Raw genomic sequence first — 25,043 nt, 5'->3', positions numbered from 1 at the left:
GCAACCGACACTTGGAGACTGGACGTGCCCCGTCAGGTGTTCCTTTACGACCCGCCGGACCGCTTCGTGGCCGGTACGGTCGGTCTGCCTGGACGCCGTACGTTCTTCCTCCAGGCTTCCTCCGGCACCCGCGTCACCAGCGTCTCCCTGGAGAAGACCCAGGTCGCGGCGCTCGCCGAGCGGATGGACGAACTGCTCGACGAGGTCGTCCGGCGCACCGGGGGCAACGCCCCGGTGCCCGCCGTCGCCTCCACCGAAGCCGCCGACACCGCCCCGCTCGACGTCCCCGTCGAGGAGGAGTTCCGCGTCGGCACCATGGCCCTGGCCTGGGACGGCGAGGAACAGCGGATGATCGTCGAGGCGCAGGCGCTCGTGGAACTCGACGCCGATTCGGACGAGGACCTCGCCGAGGCGGAGGAACGCCTGCTCCAGGACGAGGAGAACGGCCCGCCGATGCTGCGCGTGCGCCTCTCCGGCGCCCAGGCCCGCGCCTTCGCCAAGCGGGCCCTGGACGTGGTCAACGCCGGCCGGCCGCCGTGCCCGCTGTGCAGCCTGCCGCTCGACCCCGAAGGGCACGTGTGTCCCCGCCAGAACGGCTACCGGCGCCAGGTGTGAGCGTCGTGAACCCCACAGAGGAACTCCTCGCCAAAGGCGAGCTCACCGTACGGGGCCGGATCGCGGAGGCGTCCAACGCCGTCCTGCTGTGCACCGTGACGTACGAGGGCGTCAGCGCCGAATGCGTCTACAAGCCCGTCAAGGGCGAGCGGCCGTTGTGGGACTTCCCCGACGGCAACCTCGCCCAGCGCGAGCGCGCCGCCTACCTGGTGTCCGAGGCCACCGGGTGGGGGCTGGTACCCGAGACGGTGCTGCGCGAAGGGCCCTACGGCGAGGGCATGGTCCAGCGGTGGATCGACGCCGGCGAAGCCCCCGAGACGGAGCTGCTGGCGCTCGTCGAGGGCGACGAGGCCGGGGAGGGCTGGAAGCCCGTCGCGCTCGCCGAGGTGGGGGAGGGACGGACCGCCCTGCTCGTGCACGCCGACGACCCGAGGCTGCGCCGGCTCGCCGTCCTGGACGCCGTCATCAACAACGCCGACCGCAAGGGCGGTCACCTGCTGCCCGCCCCCGACGGCCGGCTCTACGGCATCGACCACGGCGTGACCTTCCACGCCGACGACAAGCTGCGCACCCTGCTGTGGGGCTGGGCCGGTGAGCCCCTGACCGACGAGGCCCGGACCGTACTGACCTCCCTCGCCTCCCAGCTGGCCGACGGAGGCCCCCTCGCCACCCGGCTGGCGGAACTGATCACCGTCGATGAGCTGGCCGCCGTACGGGGCCGGGTGGATCTCCTGCTGCGCGAGGGGACGCATCCCCGCCCGTCGGGGCAGTGGCCCGCCATCCCCTGGCCGCCGGTCTGAGCCGCCCGGGCGCCGCCGATGGCCCCACACGCACAGAACCGGCCAGACCGCAAGGGTGGCGATCAAGCCAACAGTGCTGGTCCGGTTCGATGACGGAACATCCGTCCGGTTAGGCTCGAAGCATGCATGCCTGGCCCGCTTCTGAGGTCCCCGCCCTGCCTGGCAAGGGCCGCGACCTCCAGATCCACGACACCGCGACCCAGGGGACGGTCACCCTCGACCCCGGTCCCGTCGCCCGTATCTACGTCTGCGGCATCACGCCGTACGACGCCACCCACATCGGTCACGCGGCCACCTACAACGCGTTCGACCTGGTGCAGCGCGTGTGGCTCGACACCAAGCGGCAGGTCCACTACGTCCAGAACGTCACCGACGTCGACGACCCGCTGCTGGAGCGGGCGCAGCGCGACGGCCACGACTGGACCGAACTCGCCGAACGCGAGACGGCCCTCTTCCGTGAGGACATGACCGCCCTGCGGATCCTGCCCCCGCGGCAGTACATCGGCGCCGTCGAGGCCATACCCGGCATCGTGCCGCTCGTCGAGCGGCTGCGGGACGCGGGCGCCGCCTACGAGCTCGAAGGCGACGTCTACTTCTCGGTGGAGTCCGACCCGCACTTCGGCGGCGTCTCGAACCTGGACGCCGAGGCCATGCGACTGCTGTCCGCGGAGCGCGGCGGCGACCCCGAGCGCCCGGGCAAGAAGAACCCGCTGGACCCGATGCTGTGGATGGCCGCGCGGCCGGGCGAGCCGAGCTGGGACGGCGGCTCCCTGGGCCGCGGCCGGCCGGGTTGGCACATCGAGTGCGTGGCCATCGCCCTCGACCACCTGGGCATGGGCTTCGACATCCAGGGCGGCGGCTCCGACCTGGCCTTCCCGCACCACGAGATGGGCGCCTCGCACGCCCAGGTGCTGACCGGCGAGTTCCCGATGGCCAAGGCGTACGTGCACGCCGGCATGGTCGCGCTCGACGGGCAGAAGATGTCCAAGTCCAAGGGCAACCTGGTCTTCGTCTCCGCGCTGCGCCGGGCGGGCGTCGACCCGGCCGCGATCCGGCTCGCGCTGCTGTCGCACCACTACCGCGCCGACTGGGAGTGGACCGACGCCGTCCTGGAGGAGGCGGTGGCCCGCCTGGAGCGCTGGCGCGCCGCCGTGTCCCGGCCGGACGGGATCGCGGCGGACGCCCTGGTCGAGGAGGTCCGCGAGGCCCTGGCGAACGACCTGGACGCCCCGGCCGCGCTGGCGGCCGTCGACCGGTGGGTCGAGGCGCAGATCGCCTCCGACGGGGACGACGAGTCGGCTCCCGGGTTGGTCTCCCGCACGGTGGACGCGCTGCTGGGCGTGGCGCTGTAACGCCGCGCGCCGGTGTGGTCGGGGCGGTGCCCCGGCCCGGACGCCGGCAGGAGTGAACGACAACGCCGGACCGGCCGCGGGTGCGGCCGGTCCGGCGTTGTCGGATCCGCCGGGTGCGGCGCCCGTCGCGCGAGCGGCCCCGGGCTGCGCCCGGGCTTTGTGGGGCTCCGCCCCACACCCCGCGCCTCAAACGCCGGCGGGGCTGGGTTTGCCCGCCTCGATCGCCGGCGGGGCTGGGTTTGCCGGTGCCTCGCTCCCCGGCGGGGCTGGTGGTGCGGGTTTGCCGGGGAGCGTCGGGAGGGGGCTACGCCTCCGGGGGTGGGTCCTCCTCCGGCGGCGCCGCCGGGGGGTCCTCCGGGGGTTCCGGGTCCGGCCGCAGTCGCGGCTTCGTACGGCCGCTGGAGGTGTCCCGCAGGTACGACCCGTCACCCGGCTCCGCGGTCGCGGAAGGGTCCCGGCGCCGCAGGTAGCGCTCGAACTCGCGGGCGATCGCGTCCCCCGACGCCTCGGGGAGGTCGGCGGTGTCCCGGGCCTCCTCCAGCGTCTGCACGTACTCCGCCACCTCGCTGTCCTCGGCGGCCAGTTGGTCCACGCCCAACTGCCACGCCCGCGCGTCCTCCGGCAGTTCGCCCAGCGGGACGCGGATGTCGAGCAGGTCCTCCAGCCGGTTCAGCAGCGCCAGCGTCGCCTTCGGGTTCGGCGGCTGCGACACGTAGTGCGGCACCGCCGCCCACAGCGACACCGCCGGGACGCCCGCGTGCGTGCACGCCTCCTGGAGCACGCCCACGATCCCGGTCGGGCCCTCGTACTTCGTCTCCTCCAGGTCCATCGTCCGCGCCAGGTCCGCGTCCGACGTCACCCCGCTCACCGGGACCGGCCGGGTGTGCGGGGTGTCCCCCAGCAGGGCGCCCAGGATGACCACCATCTCCACGCCCAGTTCGTGCGCGAACGCGAGGATCTCGTTGCAGAACGAGCGCCAGCGCATGGACGGTTCGATACCGCGCACCAGCACCAGGTCGCGCGGCTTCGCACCGCCGATCCGGACCACCGAGAGCCTGGTCGTCGGCCAGGTGATCTTCCGAACCCCGTTCTCCAGCCACACCGTCGGCCGGTTGACCTGGAAGTCGTAGTAGTCCTCGGCGTCCAGCGCCCCGAAGACCTCGCCCTTCCACTCCCGGTCCAGGTGCGTGACAGCACCGGAGGCGGCGTCACCCGCGTCGTTCCAGCCCTCGAACGCGGCCACCATGACCGGGTCGATCAGCTCGGGCACGCCCTCAAGCTCGATCACCCAGGTCTCCTTCCGAAGTTCCCTTGCGTACGTGGGTCAGCCTAAGCCTTGGAGGGACGCCGGCCACAGCCCACGACAGAGGGGCGGTTCCCCCCGGAACCGCCCCACTTCCCCGCCGCGGCGACGGCTACGCCTTGCCGCCGCCCAGCATCTCCTCGACGCGGGCACGCACCTCGGCGTTGTCCAGGCCGCGGACCGTCACCGTCGTGCGCCGGCGCAGCACGTCGTCGACCGTCTCGGCCCACTCGTTGTCACGGGCGTACGCGACCTGCGCCCAGATCTCCGGCCCGTCCGGGTGGATCCGCTCGGCCAGCGCCGGGTCCTCGTTCGCCAGCCGGGCGATGTCGAAGGCCAGCGAGCCGTAGTGCGAGGCCAGGTGCCGGGCGGTCAGCGGGTCCATCCGGGTACCGGGCTCCCGGTCCACCAGCAGCCGGTGGGCGACCGCGTTCGGGTTGGCGACACCGGGCAGCGGGACCCGGCGCACCAGGGACTTCACCGGCTCCATGTCCTCGGTCAGCGGGCTGCCGGGCAGCTTGGCCAGCTTGTCCATGACCACCCGGCCGATGTGCCGGTACGTCGTCCACTTGCCGCCGGCCACCGACAGCATGCCGCCCGCGCCCTCGGAGACGACCGTCTCGCGCTTGGCCTTCTCGACCCCGCCGGGGCCGCCGGGCAGCACCCGCAGGCCCGCGAAGGCGTACGTCATCAGCGAGCGGTCCAGGTCCGCGTCCTTCACGGAGAACGCCGCCTCGTCCAGGATCTGTCGGATGTCGGCCTCGGTGGCGCGCACGTCCGCCGGGTCGCCCTCGTACACCTCGTCGGTGGTGCCGAGCAGCAGCTGGTCCTCCCACGGCAGGGCGAAGGTGATGCGGTACTTGTCGATCGGGGTGGCCATGGCGGCCTTCCACGGCGACTTGCGCTTCATGACGATGTGCGCGCCCTTGGACAGGCGGATCGACGGCATCGCGTGCTTGTCTTCCATGCGCCGCAGGTGGTCCACCCACGGGCCGGTGGCGTTGAGCACGACGCGCGCGTCGACCCCGAACTCGGTGCCGTCGAGGCGGTCCTTGAGCTCGGCGCCGCTGACCCGGCCGCGCGTCATGCGCAGGCCGGTGACCTCGGCGTGGTTCAGGACGACCGCGCCCGACTCGACGGCCGCGCGGACCGTCATCACGGCGACGCGGGAGTCGTTCATCTGGTGGTCGTAGTAGACCGCGACGGCCTTGAGGTTGTCGGTCTTCAGACCGGGGTTGTCGGCGACGGCGCGGGCCGGCGATATCACCTTGCCGATGCCGTCGCCGAAGGCCGACAGCGCGGAGTACGCGAAGACGCCCGCGCCCAGCTTCGCGGCGCCGACCGGGCCGCCCTTGTAGACCGGAAGGTAGAAGGTGAGCGGGTTGACCAGGTGCGGGGCCACGTCCTTGGCCAGGACCCGGCGCTCGTGGTGGTTCTCCGCGACCAGCTTGACCGCGCCGGTCTGCAGGTAGCGCAAGCCCCCGTGGACCAGCTTGGAGGAGGCCGAGGAGGTGGCGCCGGCGAAGTCGCCGGCGTCCACCATGGCAACCCGCAGACCCGACTGCGCGGCGTGCCAGGCCACGGACGTGCCCAGGATTCCACCGCCGATGACCAGCAGGTCGTACGTGGCCTTCGCCAGCTGCTCACGGGTCTCGGCGCGGCTCGCGTTGGAGCCGGCGGTCGGGTGCGAACCCAGTGCGGGAACGCTCTGCAGGGTGCTCATATCTCTTAGCTCCTCGTCGATTGACTCAGCTGAACGGGGTCAGCTGGCGTCTTCGTCGTCGATCCAGCCCATGGACCGCTCGACGGCCTTGAGCCAGTTCTTGTACTCGCGGTCCCGCTGCTCGGCGGGCATCCGCGGGGTCCACTCCGCCGCGCGGCGCCAGTTGGCGCGCAGGGCGTCGGTGTCGGGCCAGAAGCCGACGGCCAGGCCGGCGGCGTAGGCGGCGCCGAGGCAGGTGGTCTCGGCGACCATCGGGCGCACCACGGGGGCGTCCAGGAAGTCCGAGAGCGTCTGCATCAGCAGGTTGTTGGAGGTCATGCCGCCGTCGACCTTGAGGGCCGCGAGCTCGACGCCCGAGTCCTTGGTCATGGCGTCGGTGATCTCGCGGGTCTGCCAGGCGGTGGCCTCCAGTACGGCACGGGCGATGTGCGCCTTGGTGACGTAGCGGGTGAGGCCGGCGATCACACCGCGGGCGTCGGAGCGCCAGTACGGGGCGAACAGGCCGGAGAAGGCGGGCACGAAGTAGGCGCCGCCGTTGTCCTCGACGGACGAGGCCAGCGTCTCGATCTCGGCGGCCGACTTGATCAGGCCCATCTGGTCGCGCATCCACTGGACGAGCGAGCCGGTGACGGCGATGGAGCCCTCCAGGGCGTAGACCGGCTTCTCGTCGCCGATCTGGTAGCCGACCGTGGTCAGCAGGCCGCTGTAGGAGTTGATGATCTTGTCGCCGGTGTTCATCAGCATGAACGTGCCGGTGCCGTACGTGGACTTCGCCTCGCCCTCGGAGAAGCACGTCTGGCCGAACAGGGCGGCCTGCTGGTCACCGAGCGCCGAGGCGACCGGGACGCCGGCGAGCACGCCCTCCTTGACGTGGCCGTAGACCTCGGCGGAGGACCGGATCTCGGGGAGGACGTTGAGCGGGACCTCCATCGACTCGGCGATCCGCTCGTCCCACTCGCGGGTGTGCAGGTTCATCAGCATGGTGCGCGAGGCGTTGGTGACGTCGGTGACGTGCACACCGCCCTCGGTGCCACCGGTCAGGTTCCAGATGACCCAGGAGTCCATGGTGCCGAAGAGGATGTCGCCGGCCTGGGCGCGCTCGCGCAGGCCCTCGACGTTGTCGAGCAGCCAGCGGACCTTGGGGCCGGCGAAGTACGAGGCGAGCGGCAGGCCCGTCTCGCGGCGGAAGCGGTCCTGGCCGACATTGCGGCCGAGCTCCTTGCATAGGGTGTCGGTGCGGGTGTCCTGCCAGACCAGCGCGTTGTGCACCGGCTCGCCGGTGTTCTTGTCCCACAGGACGGTGGTCTCGCGCTGGTTGGTGATGCCGACGGCCTTCACGTCGGCCGACGTGAAGCCGGGAATGTCCTGGCCCGCCTTGGCGATGGCCCCCGCGACGACCTCCTGGACGTTGGTCCAGATCTCGGTGGCGTCGTGCTCGACCCAGCCCGGCTTCGGGAAGATCTGCTCGTGCTCCTTCTGGTCGACGGCGACGATGCGGCCGTCGCGGTCGAAGACGATGCAGCGGGAGGACGTGGTGCCCTGGTCGATCGCGGCGATGAAGGGGCCGGTGCTGCTGGTCATGGTGGCTGCTCCTGGCGGCTCTGGTTGGCGGAATCAGGGGGCGGTGCGGATCTTGCGATACGTGCCGATGCTGATCAGACGAACGCGATGTTGTACAGACCACCGGCGACGACGGCACCGACGAGCGGGCCGACGACCGGGATCCAGGAGTATCCCCAGTCGGAGCCGCCCTTGTTGGGCAGCGGCAGCAGGGCGTGGACGATGCGCGGGCCGAGGTCGCGCACCGGGTTGATGGCGTAGCCGGTCGGGCCGCCGAGGGAGAGGCCGATGCCGACGACCACGAAGGAGGTGATCAGGACGCCGATGACGCCGAGACCCTTGCCGTCGCCCTGGAGGCCCTGGGTGAGGATCGCCAGGATCAGGACGGCGGTGCCGATGATCTCGGTGAGGAGGTTCTGGACGACGTTGCGGATCTCGGGTCCGGTGGAGAAGATCCCGAGCACCGGGCCGGCCACGTCGTGCGGGTGCGGGTCCTCGGGGCCGAGCTTGGCGTCACGGATGTGCTCCGGGTCCGCCAGGTGGGCGAGGAACTGTCCGTAGTACGTGGCCCACATCAGGACCGCGCCGATCATGGCGCCGAGCAGCTGGCCCGCGAGGTAGACCGGCACGTCGCCCCACTCGCCGGTCTTGACGGCTATGCCGACGGTGACGGCGGGGTTGAGGTGCGCGCCGGACAGGGGCACGGACACGTATGCGGCGATCAGGACGGCGAAACCCCAGCCGAAGGTGATCGCGAGCCATCCCGCGTTGCGGGCCTTGGAGCTCTTGAGCGTGACGGCGGCGCAGACGCCACCGCCGAGCAGGGTGAGCAGGGCGGTACCGATGGTCTCGCCGATGAAGATGTCGGAGCTGGACACCCGCGACTCCTTTGTCTTACGTCCAGGGGGTGGGCGGACACCGGGTCCCTCCGGTGGTCCACCGCACTCGGTGAGTGCTGCACCGGTCCTTGGCCTCGTCACACCCTAACGCGTATTGCCGGTAGGTGTTCGACAATGCCGACCGATGAACGGCAGTTTTCCGCCCTGGTGAAGAACGCGTCAAGGGTTGGGCGGGTCACAGATCCGGATCGTTACCGCGCGGTGCGATCGACCAAATTCGGCCAACTCATGATCGAAAAAACGCCAAATGCACCCAGATAACGACCAATGTGGTCCTGGGTGCACTCAAAGCAAGGTCAGAACCGGCCCGCGCCGAGGTCGCGCGAAACCGACCGCGCACAGTCGCGCACCGACGCGATCAGGCTGGCCCGCGGCTCCCCGCCCTCCGCGCACACCCGCTCCACGGCCCCGGCCACCGCCACCGCGCCGACGGGCATCCGTCGCCGGTCGTGGATCGGGGCCGCCACCGAGGCGATGCCCTCCCACGTCTCCTCCACGTCGCAGGCCCAGCCGCGCGCCCGGGTCAGGTCAAGGATCTCCTCGAAGCCGGCCGCGTCGGTGACCGTACGGGGCGTGAACGCCTCCCGCTCCACCTCGACCGCCTCGGTGTGCGCCACCGGGTCGAACGCCGACAGCACCTTGCCCAGGGCCGTGGAGTGCAGCGGCTGCATGGCCCCCACCTCCAGCACCTGGCGGCTGTCGTCCGGCCGGAACACGTGGTGCATGATCAGCACCCCGCTCTTGTGGAGCACCCCCACGTACACGCTCTCGCCGCTCGCCCGCGCCAGGTCGTCCGTCCACACCAGCGCCCGGGCCCGCAGCTCGTGCACGTCCAGATAGCTGTTGCCCAGGCGCAGCAGCTCCGCGCCCAGCTGATAGCGGCCGGAGGCCGGGTCCTGCTCCACGAATCCCTCGGCCTGGAGGGTGCGCAGGATGCCGTGCGCCGTCCCCTTGGCCAGCCCCAGCGCACCGGCCACGTCCGACAGGCCCAGCCGGCGTTCGCCGCCCGCCAGGAGCCGCAGCATCGCAGCGGCTCGTTCGAGCGACTGGATGTTCCGTGCCATCGTGCAGCCTCCTGCTGACGTAGTTCGACAATGCTGAACACTATCGGCCGATGTCGACCTTGTGCATGCTCGGGGAACTCTTCGGGACGCCGGCGTGCCGCCCACCACCCCTGGAGCCCTGGTGGAGCCAGGCCAAAGAATGCAGTCCGCCACGTGGGACAGCCCCACCGGGTCCCGGTGTACACGGTTACGCTGACCGCGTGCGCCCTTGACACAGCGAGGGCGCAAAGCCGACAGCCGTCGCATCCCAGGGAGCTTGACCATGGCCTCGTTGCCGAACCCGCCCGCAGACACCCAGACCCGGGCCGATGCCCTCCGAGAGGCGCTCGCGACCCGTGTGGTCGTCGCCGACGGAGCCATGGGGACCATGCTCCAGGCGCAGGACCCGACGATGGAGGACTTCCAGCAGCTGGAAGGCTGCAACGAGGTCCTGAACGTGACGCGCCCCGACATCGTGGCCAACGTGCACCGGGAGTACTTCGCGGCCGGTGTGGACTGTGTGGAGACCAACACGTTCGGCGCGAACTTCGCGGCGCTGGCGGAGTACGACATCCCCGGGCGCAACTTCGAGTTGTCGCAGTCCGGTGCCCGGATCGCGCGTGAGGTCGCCGACGAGTTCACCGCCTCCACCGGGCAGCAGCGCTGGGTGCTGGGCTCGATGGGCCCCGGCACCAAACTGCCGACGCTCGGCCACATCGACTACGCGACGATCCGCGACGCCTACCAGATCAATGCCGAGGGCCTGATCACCGGTGGCGCGGACGCGCTGTTGGTGGAGACCACCCAGGACCTCCTGCAGACCAAGTCCTCGATCATCGGCGCGCGGCGCGCGATGGAGGCCCTGGGCGTGTCCGTGCCCCTTATCTGTTCGGTCACGGTGGAGACCACCGGCACGATGCTGCTGGGCTCGGAGATCGGCGCGGCGTTGACGGCGCTTGAGCCGCTCGGCATCGACATGATCGGCCTGAACTGCGCGACGGGGCCGGCGGAGATGAGCGAGCACCTGCGCTACCTGGCCCGCAACGCGCGGATCCCGCTGTCGTGCATGCCGAACGCCGGCCTGCCGGTGCTGGGCAAGAACGGCGCGCACTATCCGCTGTCGGCCCCGGAGCTGGCCGACGCACAGGAGACGTTCGTGCGCGAGTACGGGCTGTCGCTGGTCGGTGGTTGCTGCGGCACCACGCCCGAGCACCTGCGGCAGGTCGTGGAACGCGTGCGTGATCTGGCCCCGGCCGAGCGCCGGCCGCAGCCCGAGCCGGGCGCGTCGTCGCTGTATCAGACGGTGCCGTTCCGCCAGGACACCTCGTACATGGCGATCGGGGAGCGGACCAACGCCAACGGGTCGAAGAAGTTCCGCGAGGCGATGCTGGAGGCCCGTTGGGACGACTGTGTGGAGATGGCCCGCGACCAGATCCGTGAGGGCGCGCACATGCTCGACCTGTGTGTCGACTACGTGGGCCGCGACGGCGTCGCCGACATGAAGGAGCTCGCCGGTCGGTTCGCCACGGCCTCGACGCTGCCGATCGTCCTGGACTCCACCGAGGTTCCGGTGATCCAGGCGGGTCTGGAGAAGCTGGGTGGCCGCGCGGTCATCAACTCGGTGAACTACGAGGACGGCGACGGCCCGGAGTCGCGGTTCGCGAAGGTGACCGCGCTGGCGCGGGAGCACGGTGCGGCGCTGATCGCGTTGACCATCGACGAGGAGGGCCAGGCCCGCACGGTCGAGCACAAGGTGGCCATCGCCGAGCGGCTGATCGCCGACCTGACGGGCAACTGGGGCATCCACGAGTCGGACATCCTCATCGACACCCTCACCTTCACCATCTGCACCGGCCAGGAGGAGTCCCGGGGCGACGGCGTCGCCACCATCGAGGCGATCCGCGAACTCAAGCGCCGCCACCCCGACGTGCAGACCACCCTCGGGTTGTCGAACATCTCCTTCGGTCTGAACCCGGCCGCCCGCGTCCTTTTGAACTCCGTCTTCCTGGACGAGTGTGTGAAGGCGGGTCTGGACTCGGCGATCGTGCACGCGTCGAAGATCCTGCCGATCGCCCGTTTCGACGACGAGCAGGTCACCACGGCCCTGGACCTGATCTACGACCGGCGCGCCGAGGACTACGACCCGCTCCAGAAGCTGATGGCGCTCTTCGAGGGCGTCAACACCAAGTCGATGAAGGACGGCCGCGCCGAGGAACTCCTCGCGCTGCCGCTGGACGAACGCCTCCAGCGCCGCATCATCGACGGGGAGAAGAACGGCCTGGAGGCCGACCTCGACGAGGCGCTCCAGGCCCGCCCGGCCCTGGACATCGTCAACGACACCCTGCTTGAGGGCATGAAGGTCGTCGGCGAGCTGTTCGGCTCCGGTCAGATGCAGCTGCCCTTCGTCCTGCAGTCGGCCGAGGTGATGAAGACGGCGGTCGCCTACCTCGAACCGCACATGGAGAAGACCGACGACGACGGCAAGGGCACGATCGTGCTGGCCACCGTCCGCGGCGACGTCCACGACATCGGCAAGAACCTCGTCGACATCATCCTCACCAACAACGGCTACAACGTCGTCAACATCGGCATCAAGCAGCCCGTCTCCGCGATCCTGGAAGCCGCCCAGGAACACAAGGCCGACGTGATCGGCATGTCCGGCCTCCTCGTGAAGTCCACCGTGATCATGAAGGAGAACCTGGAGGAGCTCAACCAGCGCAAGCTGGCCGCCGACTACCCGGTCATCCTCGGCGGCGCCGCCCTGACCCGCGCCTACGTCGAACAGGACCTCCACGAGATCTACGAGGGCGAGGTCCGCTACGCCCGCGACGCCTTCGAGGGCCTGCGCCTGATGGACGCCCTGATCGCGGTCAAGCGCGGCGTGCCCGGCGCGGAACTGCCGCCCCTCAAGCAGCGCCGCGTCGCCAAGCGGGACACCCCGGTGCTCCAGGTCGAGGAGCCCGAGGAGCCGGGCGGCCGCTCCGATGTCGCCGTCGACAACCCGATCCCCACCCCGCCGTTCTGGGGCACCCGCGTCGTCAAGGGCATCCCGCTCAAGGACTACGCCTCCTGGCTGGACGAGGGCGCCCTGTTCAAGGGCCAGTGGGGCCTCAAGCAGGCCCGCGCCGGCGGAGCCACCTACGAGGAACTCGTGGAGTCCGAGGGCCGGCCCCGGCTGCGCGGTCTCCTGGAGAAGCTGCACACCGAGAACCTGCTCGAAGCGGCCGTCGTCTACGGCTACTTCCCCTGCGTCTCCAAGGGCGACGACCTGATCATCCTGGATGAACAGGGCAACGAGCGGACCCGCTTCACCTTCCCGCGCCAGCGCCGCGGCCGGCGGCTGTGCCTCGCCGACTTCTTCCGTCCCGAGGAATCCGGCGAGACCGACGTCGTCGGCCTCCAGGTCGTCACCGTCGGCTCGAAGATCGGCGAGGCCACCGCCAAGCTGTTCGAGTCCGACTCCTACCGCGAATACCTGGAACTGCACGGCCTGTCCGTCCAGCTCGCCGAGGCCCTCGCCGAGTACTGGCACGCCCGTGTCCGCGCCGAGCTCGGCTTCGGCGCCGAGGACCCCGCCAAGGTCGAGGACATGTTCGACCTGAAGTACCGCGGCGCGCGGTTCTCGCTGGGCTACGGCGCCTGCCCCGACCTGGAGGACCGCGCCAAGATCGCCGACATGCTCCAGCCGGAGCGGATCGGCGTCCACCTCTCCGAGGAGTTCCAGCTCCACCCGGAGCAGTCCACCGACGCCATCGTGATCCACCACCCCGAAGCGAAGTATTTCAACGCACGCTGACGCAGAGCGGCGTACACTGGTCGGTCCCATACAGGCCGGTCACCTGTTCCCCCGGGCACGCCCCGGGGAGCGAGGTGGCCGGCCTTCTCGTCCCCCGTGAGAGGTGTGCGCATGACCAGCACCGTTCCAGCCGCCGTCACCCGTACGACCGACGGCCCGGCCCTGCAGGCGGTACTGCTGGACATGGACGGCACCCTGATCGACACCGAGGGCTTCTGGTGGGAGATCGAAGAGGAGATCTTCGGCGAGCTCGGCCACCGGCTGGAGCAGACCTGGCGGGACATCGTCGTGGGCGGCCCCATGAGCCGCAGCGCCGCCTTCCTGATCGAGTCCACCGGCGCCGCCATCGGCCTCGCCGAACTCAGCGTGCTCCTCAACGAACGCTTCGAGGCCCGCATCGCCGACCAGGTGCCCCTGATGCCCGGCGCCGAGCGCCTGCTGGCCGAACTGGCCCGGCACAACGTGCCCACCGCCCTCGTCTCCGCCTCCCACCGCCGCGTCATCGACCAGGTCCTGCTCACCCTCGGCCGCGACCGCTTCACCATGACGGTCGCCGGCGACGAGGTGCCCCGGACCAAGCCGCACCCCGACCCCTACCTGATCGCCGCCCAGGCCCTCGGAGCGCACCCCTCGCGCTGTGCCGTGATCGAGGACACCGCCACCGGCGTCGCCGCCGCTGAGGCCGCCGGCTGCCGGGTCGTCGCCGTGCCCTCCGTGGGCATGATCCCCGCCGCCCCGGGCCGCACCATCGTCCGCTCCCTGGAGGAAGTGGACCTCCCGTTCCTGCGCTCGCTCATCACTCCGCTGAACTGAACGCGCACGCTGCGTACCGAACAGAAAGGGGCACTGCCGGGAACCGGCGGGAGAATCTTCCGCCCGGCGCTGCGGAGGCCGAAATTCCATCCTCGTACGGCCAGTTGCGGCAGGTGAGCTTGGTCACCCGACGGAACCGCGCCGGGGCCTCCCGGCCGCCCGGAACCGTTCCCTTGTGTCCGGATTGATCAGCTCCTGACCCACTCTGCGGCCACTCTGCGGTGAACGGTCAGTCCGCGCCCATAACCGTCCGGTTACGCCCCAACTCCTGCCAGTTCCAGCCATCCCGTCCCAGGCCACTAATGTCGACGCCGGGCACCTCGCCGCACCGCAGCAGTACCGGAGACACACCCCCGTGCCGGTACCGCGTGGACCGATCGTCACACACCGGCCCGATCGTTCCGCCCTGAACGGGCGACCGTCGCGAAGTGCCCTCTACGCCGCTTTGAAGCAAGTGCCGGGTGAGGGAGTACTTCCAGCATGAACCGCAAGACCATGGTGTTGACGGCCGCGATCGGCCTGCTCACCCCCGCGCTGTCCGCATGCGGCAGCGCGAGCGGAGGAGGAGCGGGATCCGGGGCGATCGTCGTCGGCACCACCGACCGGTTCGAAGCCGCCGACTACGCCCCCGCACCCTTCGACCCCGCCTACGCCTACGACGCCGGCGCCTGGAACGTCCTGCGCCAGACCGTCCAGACGCTGATGCACACCCCCCGCGGCGGCGGCCGACCCGTCCCCGAAGCGGCCTCCGACTGCCGCTTCACCGACAGCGGCAACGAAAGCTACCGCTGCACCCTGCGCCCCGGACTCACCTTCGCGAGCGGTGACCCGCTGACCGCCAAGGACGTCAAGTTCTCCATCGACCGCGTCCTCGCCATCAAGGCCGAGAACGGTCCCTCCTCGCTGCTCTCCACCATCGACACCGTCGAGGCCAAGAGCGCCGACACCGTCGTCTTCCACCTCAAGACCGCCGACGCGACCTTCCCGTACAAGCTGTCCACCCCGGCCGCCGGCATCGTCAGCGCCAAGGACTACGACGCGAAGAAGCTCCGCCCCGGCTTCGCCGTCGACGGCTCCGGCCCGTACACGATGAAGGCCGAAGTCAAGGGCAACCAGCTCGTCCGCGCCGTCTTCACCAAGAACCCGCACTACCAGGGCGACATCAAGCTCCGCAACGACAAGGTCGAGCTGCGCTCCTTCGCCGACTCCGAGAGCATGGGCAAGGCACTGCGCGACGGCTCCGTCCAGATGGTCTCCCGCACCCTGTCACCGGCGCAGATCACCGATCTCTCGGCGAAGCCGCCCAAGGGCGTCAAGCTGGTCCCGCTGCCCGGCCTGGAAATCCGCTACCTCGGCTTCAACACCGACGCCCCCGTCGTCAAGGACAAGGCCGTCCGCCAGGCCCTCGCCGCCGCCGTCGACCGCGACGCCCTGATCTCCAAGGTCTACGGCAAGGCCGCCCAGCCCCTGTACTCGCTGGTCCCCACCACCGTCACCGGACACGTGAACTCCTTCTTCAACAAGTACGGCGAGGCCAACACCGCCAAGGCCGCCGACCTGTTGCGGACCGCCGGGATCAAGACGCCCGTCAAGCTCACCCTCAACTACACCACCGACCACTACGGGGACGGCACCGCCGCCGAGTTCGACGAACTCAAGACCCAGCTGAACTCCACCCAGCTCTTCGACATCACCGTCCAGGGCAACGACTGGGCCGACTACCGGCCCGCGCAGAAGAAGGGCGACTACGCCGCCTACGGGCTCGGCTGGTTCCCCGACTACCCGGACGCCGACAACTTCCTCGCCCCGTTCCTGGAGCAGGACAACTTCCTGGGCACCCCGTACGCCAACGCCGCCGTACGCACCAGGCTCATCCCCGAATCCCGGCGCGCGGCCGACCGCACGGTCGCCGTACCCGCGATCACGGAGATGCAGGACATCGTCGCCGACGACGTCCCCGTCCTGCCCCTGTGGCAGGGCAAGCAGTACGTCGCCGCACGCGAGGAGATCACCGGGGCGGAGTGGTCGGTCAACGCCATCTCCGACCTCCAACTGTGGGAACTCGGCCGCGGCGTCGGCGGCTGAGCAAGGCACCAGCCGGCAGCGGGTGTCGCGGGCCGGCGCAACGGAACAGTACGACTGTGAAGGACGTTCGCGTGATGAGACGTAACCAGTGGTTGGCAGCCCCGCTCGGCGCCGCAACCGCCGCCGCGCTGCTCAGCGGTTGCGGGTCGCAGGATGGCTCTGCCGCAGGCAGCGGCAAGGGCGTTGTCATGGGAATATCCGACAAGGTGAAGTCCACCGACCCCGCGTCGGGCTACGACCCGGGTTCCTGGCTCCTCTTCAACAACGTCTTCCAGTCGCTGCTGACCTTCCCCAAGGGCGGCACCACCCCCGAACCCGACGCCGCCCAGACCTGCGGCTTCGAAGGCGCCGACAGCAAGGTCTACAAGTGCGTCCTGCGCGCCGGACTCAAGTTCAGCAACGGCGACAGCCTCACCTCCAAGGACGTCAAGTTCTCCTTCGAGCGCACCCTGAAGATCAATGACGCCAACGGGCCGGCCGTCATGCTGTCGTCGATCGCCGGCATCGAGACCCCCGACGAGAAGACCGTCGTCTTCCGCCTCAAGACCTCCGACGCGACCTTCCCCAGCAAGATCGCGGCAGGCGCCGGCGCCATCGTCGACCACACCCAGTACCCGGCCGACAAGCTCCGCACCGACGGCAAGGCCATCGGCTCCGGCGTCTACAAGCTGGACTCCGTCAGCGACAAGAGCGCCAACTTCTCTGTCAACGGCTCCTACAGCGGCAAGGCCAAGCCGAAGAACACCGGCGTGACCATGAAGTTCTTCAACGACGACCAGGCCGCCCTCAAGAAGGTCCTCGAAAGCGGCGACGTCGACTTCGCCTTCCGCGGCCTCGCCGCCAAGGACATCGCCACCCTCGCCCACAACACCGGCGAGCAGAAGGTCGAAGTCGTCCAGGGCACCGGCGCCGAAGTCCAGCACCTGGTCTTCAACATGAACGACCCGGTCGCCGGGAAGCTCCCCGTCCGCAAGGCCATCGCCTACCTCGTCGACCGCGAAGCGATCATCAAGGAGGTCTACGACGGCACCGCCACCTCCCTGTACTCCGTCGTCCCCGCCGGCATCGCCTCCCACAACACCGCCTTCTTCGACCGCTACGGCGGCAGCCCCCAGGTGGAGAAGGCCAAGAGCGTCCTGCGCGCCGCCAACCTCACCAACAAGGTGAAGCTCACCCTGTACTCGACGCCCACCCGCTACGGGCCGGCCACCGACCAGGAACTCCAGCTCATCGCCAAGCAGCTCAACGAGAGCGGCCTCTTCGACGTCGACGTCAAGTCCGTCGAGTTCGAGCAGTACGAGAAGGACATCGAAGCCGGCAAGTACGGCGTCTACGTGAAGGGCTGGGTGCCCGACTACCCGGACGCCGACAACTTCACCCAGCCGTTCTTCGGCCCGGACAACGTCCTGCACAACAACTACGACAACAAGGAGATCAGCGGGACCATCATCCCCTCGACCTCCGCCAAGTCCGACCGCACCGCGGCCACCACCGACTTCACCCGGCTCCAGGACATCGTCGCCGACGAGATCCCGCTGCTCCCGCTCTGGCAGGGCAAGCAGTACGCCGTCACCCGTCAGAACGTCACCGGCCTCCAGTGGTCGCTCGACGCCTCGACCGTCTTCCGCTTCTGGGAGATCAGCAAGGGCTGACGCACACCGACGGGCCGGCAACCGCAGCACGCGGTTGCCGGCCCGTCGTCGTCCCCGCCGCCGCGCCGCGCCGAACCGCCGGGCGCGCCCGGACTACTGCGCGCCCGGGCGGACCAGGCCGCTCTCGTACGCGTACACGGCGGCCTGGACCCGGTCGCGCAGGCCCAGCTTCGTCAACACGTGCCCCACGTGCGTCTTCACCGTGGTCTCGCTCACGAACAGGTCCGCCGCGATCTCCGCGTTCGACAGGCCCCGCGCCACCAGCTTCAGCACCTCCACCTCACGCTCCGTCAGCGTGCCCAAGGCGTCCGGGACGGCCTCCCCGCCCGACGGCAGATGCCCCGCGTACTTGTCCAGCAGCCGCCGCGTGATGCTCGGCGCCAACATCGCCTCGCCGCCCGCCACCACCCGGATCGCCTGCACCAGCTCGTTCGCGGGGGCGTCCTTCAGCAGGAACCCGCTCGCCCCCGCCCGCAACGCCTCCACCACGTACTCGTCGAGATCGAACGTGGTCAGCACCAGCACCTTCGCCGGCCCGTCCCGCCCCGGCCCCGTGATCTGCCGCGTCGCCTCCACCCCGTCCATCCGCGGCATCCGGATGTCCATCAGCACCACATCGGGCTGCAGCGCCCGCACCTGGTCCAGCGCCTGGAGACCGTCCCCGGCCTCACCCACCACCGCCAGGTCCGGCTCCGCCTCCAAGATCATCCGGAAGCCGGTGCGCAACAGCGGCTGGTCATCGACCAACAGGACGCGGATCGCCACAGAGGTACCTCATCTTCGATTCTTCGGGCTTCGAACGGCGGCTTCGACGGGCGCCGCCCATTCTGCCCTGACCCGACGATCAGGACGCCCCGGACCCCGTCCCCTCCGCGTCCCGCCGCGAAACGATCTCCAACGGATACACCGGGGGAGTCCCACCGAACTCCGGACACACCGCCTGGTGGTCACACCAGCCGCACAACTTCGTGGGCCGCGGCAGCCACACCCCCGACTCCGTCGCCTCCACGATCGCGTCCCACAACGCCAGCAGCTTGCGCTCCACCCGCTCCAGGTCCGCCACCACCGGGTCGTACGTCAGCACGTCCCCACTGCCCAGGTACACCAACTGCAGCCGCCGCGGCACCACCCCCTTCAACCGCCACACCACCAGCGCGTAGAACTTCATCTGGAACAGCGCGCCCTCCGCGTACTCCGCCCGCGGCGCCTTGCCCGTCTTGTAGTCCACGATCCGGACCTCGCCCGTCGGCGCCACATCCACCCGGTCGATGATCCCGCGCAACCGCAGCCCCGACTCCAGCTCCGTCTCCACGAAGAACTCCCGCTCCACCGGCTCCAGCCGCGTCGGGTCCTCCAACGTGAACCACCGCTCCACCAGCGCCTCGGCCTCCGTCAACCAACGCGCCAGACCCTCGCCCTCGTCCCCCGCCGGGAACAGCTCCGTCAGCTCCGGCTTCGCCTCCAGCAGCCGGTCCCACTGCGCCGGGATCAACGCCTTCGCCCGCGGCGCCGTCCGCTCGTGCGCGGGATGATCGAACAGCCGCTCCAGCACCGCGTGCACCAGCGTCCCCCGCGTCGCCGCGGCGCTCGGCTTCTCCGGCAGCTTGTCGATCACCCGGAACCGGTACAGCAGCGGACACCGCATGAAATCACCGGCCCGCGAAGGGGACAGCGAGGCAGGCCGCACCGCCTCCGCCGGCCCATCGGGCGCGGCATCGGCATCGGCGGCGGCCACACCAGGAACAGGACCGGGACTCGTCGTCATGCGTAAAACCCTACGACCCGCCACCGACAGCACGCGCATACCATCGACTCCGAGCCCCCTCGCACTGCATGATCAGAGCATCACACCGCGCTACCGCCCCACGACCCACCCGCACCACCCCACCCACCCCACCGGCGGAACCGCTCCACCACACAGCACCGAACGAAGGACAGCCGTGCCAGACACCGACGAAACCGGCGCGCGCCCGCCCAAGCGCTCCGACCCGGGCGGCGGACTCCTCATGGGCCGCCCCTTCGGCGTACCCGTCTACGTCTCGCCCAGCTGGTTCCTCGTCGCCGCCCTCATCACCTGGGTCTTCGGCAACCAGCTCGACCGCGTCCTGCCCGAACTCGGACCCGCCCGCTACCTCGTCTCCCTCTTCTTCGCCGTCGCCTTCTACGCCTCCGTACTCGTCCACGAACTCGCCCACACCGTCGCCGCCCTGCGCTTCCGCCTCCCCGTACGCCGCATCCGGCTCCAGTTCTTCGGCGGCGTCTCCGAGATCGAGAAGGAAGCCGAGACCCCGACCCGCGAATTCGTCCTCGCCTCCGTCGGCCCCCTCCTCTCTCTCGCCCTCGCCGGCGCCTTCTACCTCGGCATGGAAGCCGTCGACGCCCCCACCGTCCCCGGCGTCCTCCTCGCCGGGCTCATGATCTCCAACCTGCTCGTCGCCGCCTTCAACCTGCTCCCCGGCCTCCCCCTCGACGGCGGCCGCATGCTCCGCGCCGTCATCTGGGGCATCACCGGAAAACCCATGACCGGCACCGTCGCCGCCGCCTGGGTCGGCCGCGCCCTCGCCGTCACCGTCCTCATCGGACTGCCCCTGGTCACCCAGACCGGCCTCCTCGGCAACCGAAGCCGGGAAATCGGCGGCATGGACACCGTCATGGACGCCCTCCTCGCCGCGATCCTCGCCGCCATCATCTGGACCGGCGCCGGCAACAGCCTCCGCATGGCCCGCCTGCGCCAGCACCTCCCCGAACTCCAGGCCCGCGCCCTCACCCGCCGCGCCATCCCCGTCGACAACACCACCCCCCTCTCCGAAGCCCTCCGTCGCGCCGACGAAGCCGGCGCCCGCGCCCTCGTCATCGTCGACGGCGAAGGCGACCCCACCGCCATCGTCCGCGAGACCGCCATCGCCTCCGTCCCCGAACACCGCCGCCCCTGGATCGCCGTCAGCACCCTCTCCCAAGACCTCACCGACGGCATGAAGGTTTCCGCCGACCTCACCGGCGAAGACCTCCTCGACCACCTCCGCGCCACCCCCGCCACCGAATACCTCGTCCTCGAACCCGGCGGCCGGATCTACGGCGTCCTGTCCACCACCGACGTCGAAAAAGCCTTCGTGAAGGCCATGGCGCGGCCCCAGTCCTGAAGCCAATACACTGGTCACATGTCCGAACCGACCGGTGCCGCCCGCCGACGCGGGCCCTTCGAGGTCGGGGACCAGGTTCAGCTCACCGACCCCAAGGGCCGCCACTACACCTTCACGCTCGAAGCCGGGAAGAATTTCCACACCCACAAGGGTTCCTTCCCGCACGACGAGCTGATCGGTGCTCCCGAGGGCAGTGTTGTCCGTACCACGGGAAACGTCGCGTACCTCGCGCTGCGCCCCCTGCTCCCCGACTATGTCCTGTCCATGCCCCGCGGTGCCGCCGTGGTCTACCCCAAGGACGCCGGCCAGATCCTGGCCTTCGCCGACATCTTCCCCGGCGCCCGCGTCGTGGAAGCCGGCGTCGGCTCCGGCTCCCTGAGCAGCTTTCTGCTGCGCGCCATCGGCGACCAGGGCATGCTCCACAGCTACGAGCGCCGCGCGGACTTCGCCGAGATCGCGACCGCCAACGTCGAGCGCTACTTCGGCGGCCCCCACCCCGCGTGGCAGCTCACCGTCGGCGACCTCCAGGACAACCTGTCCGACACCGACGTCGACCGCGTGATCCTCGACATGCTCGCCCCCTGGGAATGCCTGGAAGCAGTCTCCAAGGCCCTCGTCCCCGGCGGCATCCTCTGCTGCTACGTGGCCACCACCACCCAGCTCTCGCGCACCGTCGAGTCCATCCGCGAATTCGGCTGCTACGCCGAACCGCAGCCCTGGGAATCGATGATCCGCAACTGGCACGTCGAGGGCCTCGCCGTCCGCCCCGACCACCGGATGATCGGCCACACCGGCTTCCTCGTCACCGCCCGCCGCCTCGCGGACGGCGTCGAACCCCCCATGCGCCGCCGCCGCCCCTCCAAGGGCGCCTACGGCGAGGACTACGACGGCCCGGGCAGCCAGAGCCGCGGCGGCGACCGCGCCTGACCCACCGGCCAGTCCGGCCGCGCCCACCCGGCGCGGACCCCAACACGAAAGCGCTGCGGCGCAGTTCCCCCACCGAAACGGGAACTGCGCCACAGCGCCTTTTCGTTGACGGGGACGGCAGCACCGGACGCCGCCGAACCCGCCCGGACCCACCCGTTCCACCCCGGTGTGAGGTGTGGCACGATGCTGGCACCGCGTCACCCTTCGCACAGGAGACACCCCGCGTGCTGCACAGCCCCACCGAGCCGGCCCTCGCACTGGACACCCTGGCCCACGGTGGCGCCAGACCCATCCACTGGGTCGCCACGGCCACCGCCATGGCCGCCGTCATAGCCGGCGCGGGCCTCCTCCAGCCGGAGCCCGCGACCGGGGCCTCGGTCACCGCCACCGCCGCAGCGGCCCCCGCGGCCGCCCCGGCCGCCGCCCCCGACGCACACGCCGTCACCTACCCGCTGGACTGCAAGGGCATCCCCCAAGCCGTCACCGCCACCGCCCAAGGCGACCTCGACGGCGACGGCATCCCCGAAACCGTCGCCGCCGTCCGCTGCGACGCCGGCTCCGGCACCCCGCCCCACGCCCTCTACGTCCTCACCCGGGACAAGACCCCGGGCGCCCCGCCCCGCGTGGTCGCCACCCTGCTCGAAACCGCCCGACGACAGACCGCCACCGACCTCACCATCAGTGACCGCACCGTCACGGCACGTCTCCTCGGCTACTCCTCACCGTCGGTGCCGCGCTACAGACCCGACGTCGAACAGCTCGCCAAGTGGCGCTGGGTCGGCGGAAAATTCCGCCAAGAGCTTACCGACGCACGCCCCGGGAACGTGTGAACCGTCACTCCGCGTCAGGGCCGTAGACCTCGACCCTGTCCGAAACGCGGCGCACGTGAATGCAGTCACCCGGGCACTCCTTCGCCGAGTCGACCACGTCCCGCAGCAACGTCAGCGGAACCGGAGTCGTCGCCCCCGGCTCCTGGAGGAGCTCGTCCTCCGCACTCTTCACATACGCCAAACCGTCGATGTCCAGCTCGAACACCTCCGGGGCGTACTGCACGCAGATCCCGTCGCCGGTGCACAGGTCCTGGTCGATCCACACCTCCAGCGACGCCTCGGCGTCGCCGGCGCCCGCGGTTCGGTCGGACGTTGCCTCCTGCTGCACGGTCATATCTCCTGCCGTTCCCTGCACTGAGTGATCCACCCCGGTCACAACTCGCGACAAGTCGCGCGGGCCCTGACGGGTGTTGAACGCTTCGACCTTACAACCGGCTGCTTTCCGATGCTCCTGGGTGGGTATTTCCTTGGCGAGAGGGAGTACGCAAGGGTGAAGATCGGACACACCTCTACCGTCTTTGTGATCTAGGGGTTTCAATCACCACCAGCCCAGGTAGGGTCAGGAAGCGTCCAGCTCCCCTTGGAGGAGGTGAGGACCGTGGCAGCCCACGACGACGACATCAACCGCGGCATCCGGCCCGGGCGAGGGTCCGAGGACCCCGCCGGCCAGGTTGCCTATCTCGAGCAGGAAATCGCCGTCCTGCGACGCAAGCTCGCCGACTCTCCGCGTCACACGAGGATTCTCGAAGAGCGGATCGTCGAGCTCCAGACGAATCTGGCCGGCGTCTCCGCACAGAACGAACGACTGGCGAACACCCTCCGTGAAGCCCGCGACCAGATCGTGGCCCTCAAGGAGGAAGTCGACCGGCTCGCACAGCCGCCGGCCGGCTTCGGCGTCTTCCTGCAAGCCAACGAGGACGGCACCGTCGACATCTTCACCGGAGGGCGAAAACTCCGCGTGAACGTGAGCCCCAGCGTCGACCCGGAAGAGCTCCGGCGCGGCCAGGAGGTCATGCTCAACGAAGCGCTCAACGTGGTCGAAGCCATGGAATTCGAGCGCGCCGGGGACATCGTCACCCTCAAGGAAATCCTCGAGGACGGCGAGCGCGCCCTGGTCATCGGGCACACCGACGAGGAAAGGGTGGTGAGGCTCGCCGAGCCGCTCCTGGACATCACCATCCGCCCCGGCGACGCCCTGCTCCTCGAACCCCGCTCCGGCTACGTCTACGAAGTGGTCCCCAAGAGCGAGGTCGAAGACCTCGTCCTCGAAGAGGTCCCGGACATCGACTACGACAAGATCGGCGGCCTGGGCGACCAGATCGAACTGATCCGCGACGCCGTCGAACTCCCCTACCTCTACCCCGACCTCTTCAAAGAGCACGAACTGCGCCCGCCGAAGGGCATCCTGCTCTACGGCCCCCCCGGCTGCGGCAAGACGCTCATCGCCAAGGCCGTCGCCAACTCCCTTGCCAAGAAGGTCGCCGAAGTCACCGGCCGCCCCACCGGCAAGTCCTACTTCCTCAACATCAAGGGCCCCGAACTCCTCAACAAGTACGTCGGCGAGACCGAGCGGCACATCCGCCTCGTCTTCCAACGTGCCCGCGAGAAGGCGAGCGAAGGCACCCCCGTCATCGTCTTCTTCGACGAGATGGAATCCCTCTTCCGCACCCGCGGATCCGGCGTCAGCTCGGACGTGGAGAACACCATCGTCCCCCAGCTCCTCGCCGAGATCGACGGCGTGGAAGGGCTGGAGAACGTCATCGTCATCGGCGCCTCCAACCGCGAGGACATGATCGACCCGGCCATCCTGCGCCCCGGCCGCCTCGACGTGAAGATCAAGATCGAGCGCCCGGACGCCGAGGCCGCCAAGGACATCTTCGCCAAGTACCTCAAGGCATCGCTGCCCCTGCACGCGGACGACCTGTCCGAACACCAGGGCTCCACCGCCGGCACCGTCCACAGCATGATCCAGACCGTCGTCGAGCAGATGTACGCCGAAAGCGAGGAAAACCGCTTCCTCGAGGTCACGTACGCCAACGGCGACAAGGAAGTCCTCTACTTCAAGGACTTCAACTCCGGAGCCATGATCCAGAACATCGTGGACCGGGCCAAGAAGATGGCGATCAAGGCATTCCTCGAACACAACCAGAAGGGCCTGAGGGTCGCCCACCTCCTCCAGGCCTGCGTGGACGAGTTCAAGGAGAACGAGGACCTGCCCAACACCACCAACCCGGACGACTGGGCCCGAATCTCCGGAAAGAAGGGCGAGCGGATCGTATTCATCCGCACCCTCGTCACCGGAAAGCAAGGCGCGGACACCGGACGCTCCATCGACACGGTGGCAAACACCGGTCAGTACCTCTGACAAAGCGGGGCGGGGGGGGGGGGGCCCCCCGGGGGCCCCCCCCCCCCCCCCCGTTTAGCCTGGAGTTTACGCCCGGGGGGGGGGCCAATAAAATAACCCCAAGATGTACCCCCCCCCCCGGCGGGGGTGTGTGGGGGGAG

Annotated in this window: 19 protein-coding genes; 11 read left to right on the top strand and 8 right to left on the bottom strand. The window is 69.8% G+C overall.

Features of this window, described 5'->3' with window-relative positions; all coding sequences use genetic code 11:
- The first annotated feature begins 24 nt into the window (after positions 1–24).
- From ACFVXJ_RS08985 to mshC, 3 genes are all read left to right on the top strand, one after another.
- Complete coding sequence (locus tag ACFVXJ_RS08985) at positions 25–615, top strand: DUF3090 domain-containing protein (protein WP_361314158.1); 591 nt, start codon at positions 25–27, stop codon at positions 613–615.
- A gap of 5 nt (positions 616–620) precedes the next feature.
- Entirely contained in the window at positions 621–1,415 is a 795-nt protein-coding gene (locus ACFVXJ_RS08980; protein ID WP_389660738.1) for an SCO1664 family protein, read from the top strand.
- A gap of 122 nt (positions 1,416–1,537) precedes the next feature.
- Positions 1,538–2,767: a cysteine--1-D-myo-inosityl 2-amino-2-deoxy-alpha-D-glucopyranoside ligase gene (gene mshC, locus ACFVXJ_RS08975; RefSeq protein ID WP_389660736.1), complete on the top strand. Its 1,230-nt coding sequence runs from the start codon at positions 1,538–1,540 to the stop codon at positions 2,765–2,767.
- 304 nt (positions 2,768–3,071) lie between these two features.
- Here mshC and ACFVXJ_RS08970 read toward each other — a convergent pair whose 3' ends face one another.
- The 5 genes from ACFVXJ_RS08970 to ACFVXJ_RS08950 form a co-directional block, all read right to left on the bottom strand.
- Entirely contained in the window at positions 3,072–4,055 is a 984-nt protein-coding gene (locus ACFVXJ_RS08970; protein ID WP_389660734.1) for a PAC2 family protein, read from the bottom strand.
- A 127-nt stretch (positions 4,056–4,182) separates the two neighbouring features.
- The gene (locus ACFVXJ_RS08965) at positions 4,183–5,793 is read right to left on the bottom strand and encodes an FAD-dependent oxidoreductase (protein WP_389660732.1); all 1,611 of its coding nucleotides are present in this window, start codon (positions 5,791–5,793) and stop codon (positions 4,183–4,185) included.
- 39 nt (positions 5,794–5,832) lie between these two features.
- Entirely contained in the window at positions 5,833–7,374 is a 1,542-nt protein-coding gene (gene glpK, locus ACFVXJ_RS08960; protein WP_389660730.1) for a glycerol kinase GlpK, read from the bottom strand.
- A gap of 74 nt (positions 7,375–7,448) precedes the next feature.
- Positions 7,449–8,231: an MIP/aquaporin family protein gene (locus tag ACFVXJ_RS08955; RefSeq protein ID WP_389660728.1), complete on the bottom strand. Its 783-nt coding sequence runs from the start codon at positions 8,229–8,231 to the stop codon at positions 7,449–7,451.
- 317 nt (positions 8,232–8,548) lie between these two features.
- A complete protein-coding gene (locus ACFVXJ_RS08950) occupies positions 8,549–9,316 on the bottom strand; it encodes an IclR family transcriptional regulator (protein ID WP_389660726.1) in 768 nt (255 codons plus the stop codon).
- 262 nt (positions 9,317–9,578) lie between these two features.
- Here ACFVXJ_RS08950 and metH point away from each other — a divergent pair, with 262 nt between their 5' ends.
- From metH to ACFVXJ_RS08930, 4 genes are all read left to right on the top strand, one after another.
- Complete coding sequence (gene metH, locus ACFVXJ_RS08945; RefSeq protein WP_389660724.1) at positions 9,579–13,091, top strand: methionine synthase; 3,513 nt, start codon at positions 9,579–9,581, stop codon at positions 13,089–13,091.
- A gap of 111 nt (positions 13,092–13,202) precedes the next feature.
- A complete protein-coding gene (locus ACFVXJ_RS08940; protein WP_389660722.1) occupies positions 13,203–13,904 on the top strand; it encodes an HAD family hydrolase in 702 nt (233 codons plus the stop codon).
- Between the two features lie 480 nt (positions 13,905–14,384).
- Positions 14,385–15,989 (top strand): ABC transporter substrate-binding protein, encoded by a 1,605-nt coding sequence (locus ACFVXJ_RS08935; protein WP_389660720.1) that lies wholly within the window; start codon positions 14,385–14,387, stop codon positions 15,987–15,989.
- Between the two features lie 74 nt (positions 15,990–16,063).
- A complete protein-coding gene (locus tag ACFVXJ_RS08930; RefSeq protein WP_389660718.1) occupies positions 16,064–17,641 on the top strand; it encodes an ABC transporter substrate-binding protein in 1,578 nt (525 codons plus the stop codon).
- Between the two features lie 93 nt (positions 17,642–17,734).
- On the opposite strand, the gene ACFVXJ_RS08925 is transcribed toward ACFVXJ_RS08930, so the two are convergent.
- A complete protein-coding gene (locus ACFVXJ_RS08925; protein ID WP_389660716.1) occupies positions 17,735–18,406 on the bottom strand; it encodes a response regulator in 672 nt (223 codons plus the stop codon).
- Positions 18,407–18,485: 79 nt separating this feature from the next.
- Positions 18,486–19,406 (bottom strand): RecB family exonuclease, encoded by a 921-nt coding sequence (locus tag ACFVXJ_RS08920; RefSeq protein ID WP_389660714.1) that lies wholly within the window; start codon positions 19,404–19,406, stop codon positions 18,486–18,488.
- A 175-nt stretch (positions 19,407–19,581) separates the two neighbouring features.
- On the opposite strand from ACFVXJ_RS08920, the gene ACFVXJ_RS08915 reads away from it, so the two are divergent.
- The 3 genes from ACFVXJ_RS08915 to ACFVXJ_RS08905 all read left to right on the top strand — a co-directional run bounded on the left by ACFVXJ_RS08915 (position 19,582) and on the right by ACFVXJ_RS08905 (position 22,538).
- Positions 19,582–20,781 carry a site-2 protease family protein gene (locus ACFVXJ_RS08915; RefSeq protein ID WP_389660712.1) on the top strand — a complete coding sequence of 400 codons (1,200 nt, stop codon included), beginning with the start codon at positions 19,582–19,584 and terminating at the stop codon, positions 20,779–20,781.
- 18 nt (positions 20,782–20,799) lie between these two features.
- Positions 20,800–21,708: a tRNA (adenine-N1)-methyltransferase gene (locus ACFVXJ_RS08910; RefSeq protein ID WP_389660710.1), complete on the top strand. Its 909-nt coding sequence runs from the start codon at positions 20,800–20,802 to the stop codon at positions 21,706–21,708.
- Between the two features lie 224 nt (positions 21,709–21,932).
- The gene (locus tag ACFVXJ_RS08905; RefSeq protein ID WP_389660708.1) at positions 21,933–22,538 is read left to right on the top strand and encodes a hypothetical protein; all 606 of its coding nucleotides are present in this window, start codon (positions 21,933–21,935) and stop codon (positions 22,536–22,538) included.
- Between the two features lie 4 nt (positions 22,539–22,542).
- Here ACFVXJ_RS08905 and ACFVXJ_RS08900 read toward each other — a convergent pair whose 3' ends face one another.
- Positions 22,543–22,872: a ferredoxin gene (locus ACFVXJ_RS08900; protein WP_389660706.1), complete on the bottom strand. Its 330-nt coding sequence runs from the start codon at positions 22,870–22,872 to the stop codon at positions 22,543–22,545.
- A gap of 264 nt (positions 22,873–23,136) precedes the next feature.
- On the opposite strand from ACFVXJ_RS08900, the gene arc reads away from it, so the two are divergent.
- Positions 23,137–24,903: a proteasome ATPase gene (arc, locus tag ACFVXJ_RS08895; protein WP_361314205.1), complete on the top strand. Its 1,767-nt coding sequence runs from the start codon at positions 23,137–23,139 to the stop codon at positions 24,901–24,903.
- The last annotated feature ends 140 nt before the right edge of the window (positions 24,904–25,043 follow it).

Origin of the sequence: Streptomyces sp. NPDC058279 (assembly GCF_042881255.1) — a bacterium.
Lineage (GTDB): Bacteria > Actinomycetota > Actinomycetes > Streptomycetales > Streptomycetaceae > Streptomyces.
Note: the sequence above shows the minus strand (reverse complement) of the source record. Positions and strands in the feature narration are given on the sequence as shown.

Bases quoted from the DNA above. Each gene is read 5' to 3' on its own strand.
- ACFVXJ_RS08900 (WP_389660706.1), bottom strand. From the start codon at position 22,872: ATGACCGTGCAGCAGGAGGCAACGTCCGACCGAACCGCGGGCGCCGGC.
- ACFVXJ_RS08950 (WP_389660726.1), bottom strand. From the start codon at position 9,316: ATGGCACGGAACATCCAGTCGCTCGAACGAGCCGCTGCGATGCTGCGG.
- ACFVXJ_RS08965 (WP_389660732.1), bottom strand. From the start codon at position 5,793: ATGAGCACCCTGCAGAGCGTTCCCGCACTGGGTTCGCACCCGACCGCC.
- mshC (WP_389660736.1), top strand. From the start codon at position 1,538: ATGCATGCCTGGCCCGCTTCTGAGGTCCCCGCCCTGCCTGGCAAGGGC.
- metH (WP_389660724.1), top strand. From the start codon at position 9,579: ATGGCCTCGTTGCCGAACCCGCCCGCAGACACCCAGACCCGGGCCGAT.
- ACFVXJ_RS08940 (WP_389660722.1), top strand. From the start codon at position 13,203: ATGACCAGCACCGTTCCAGCCGCCGTCACCCGTACGACCGACGGCCCG.
- ACFVXJ_RS08930 (WP_389660718.1), top strand. From the start codon at position 16,064: ATGAGACGTAACCAGTGGTTGGCAGCCCCGCTCGGCGCCGCAACCGCC.
- glpK (WP_389660730.1), bottom strand. From the start codon at position 7,374: ATGACCAGCAGCACCGGCCCCTTCATCGCCGCGATCGACCAGGGCACC.
- ACFVXJ_RS08910 (WP_389660710.1), top strand. From the start codon at position 20,800: ATGTCCGAACCGACCGGTGCCGCCCGCCGACGCGGGCCCTTCGAGGTC.
- ACFVXJ_RS08920 (WP_389660714.1), bottom strand. From the start codon at position 19,406: ATGACGACGAGTCCCGGTCCTGTTCCTGGTGTGGCCGCCGCCGATGCC.
- ACFVXJ_RS08935 (WP_389660720.1), top strand. From the start codon at position 14,385: ATGAACCGCAAGACCATGGTGTTGACGGCCGCGATCGGCCTGCTCACC.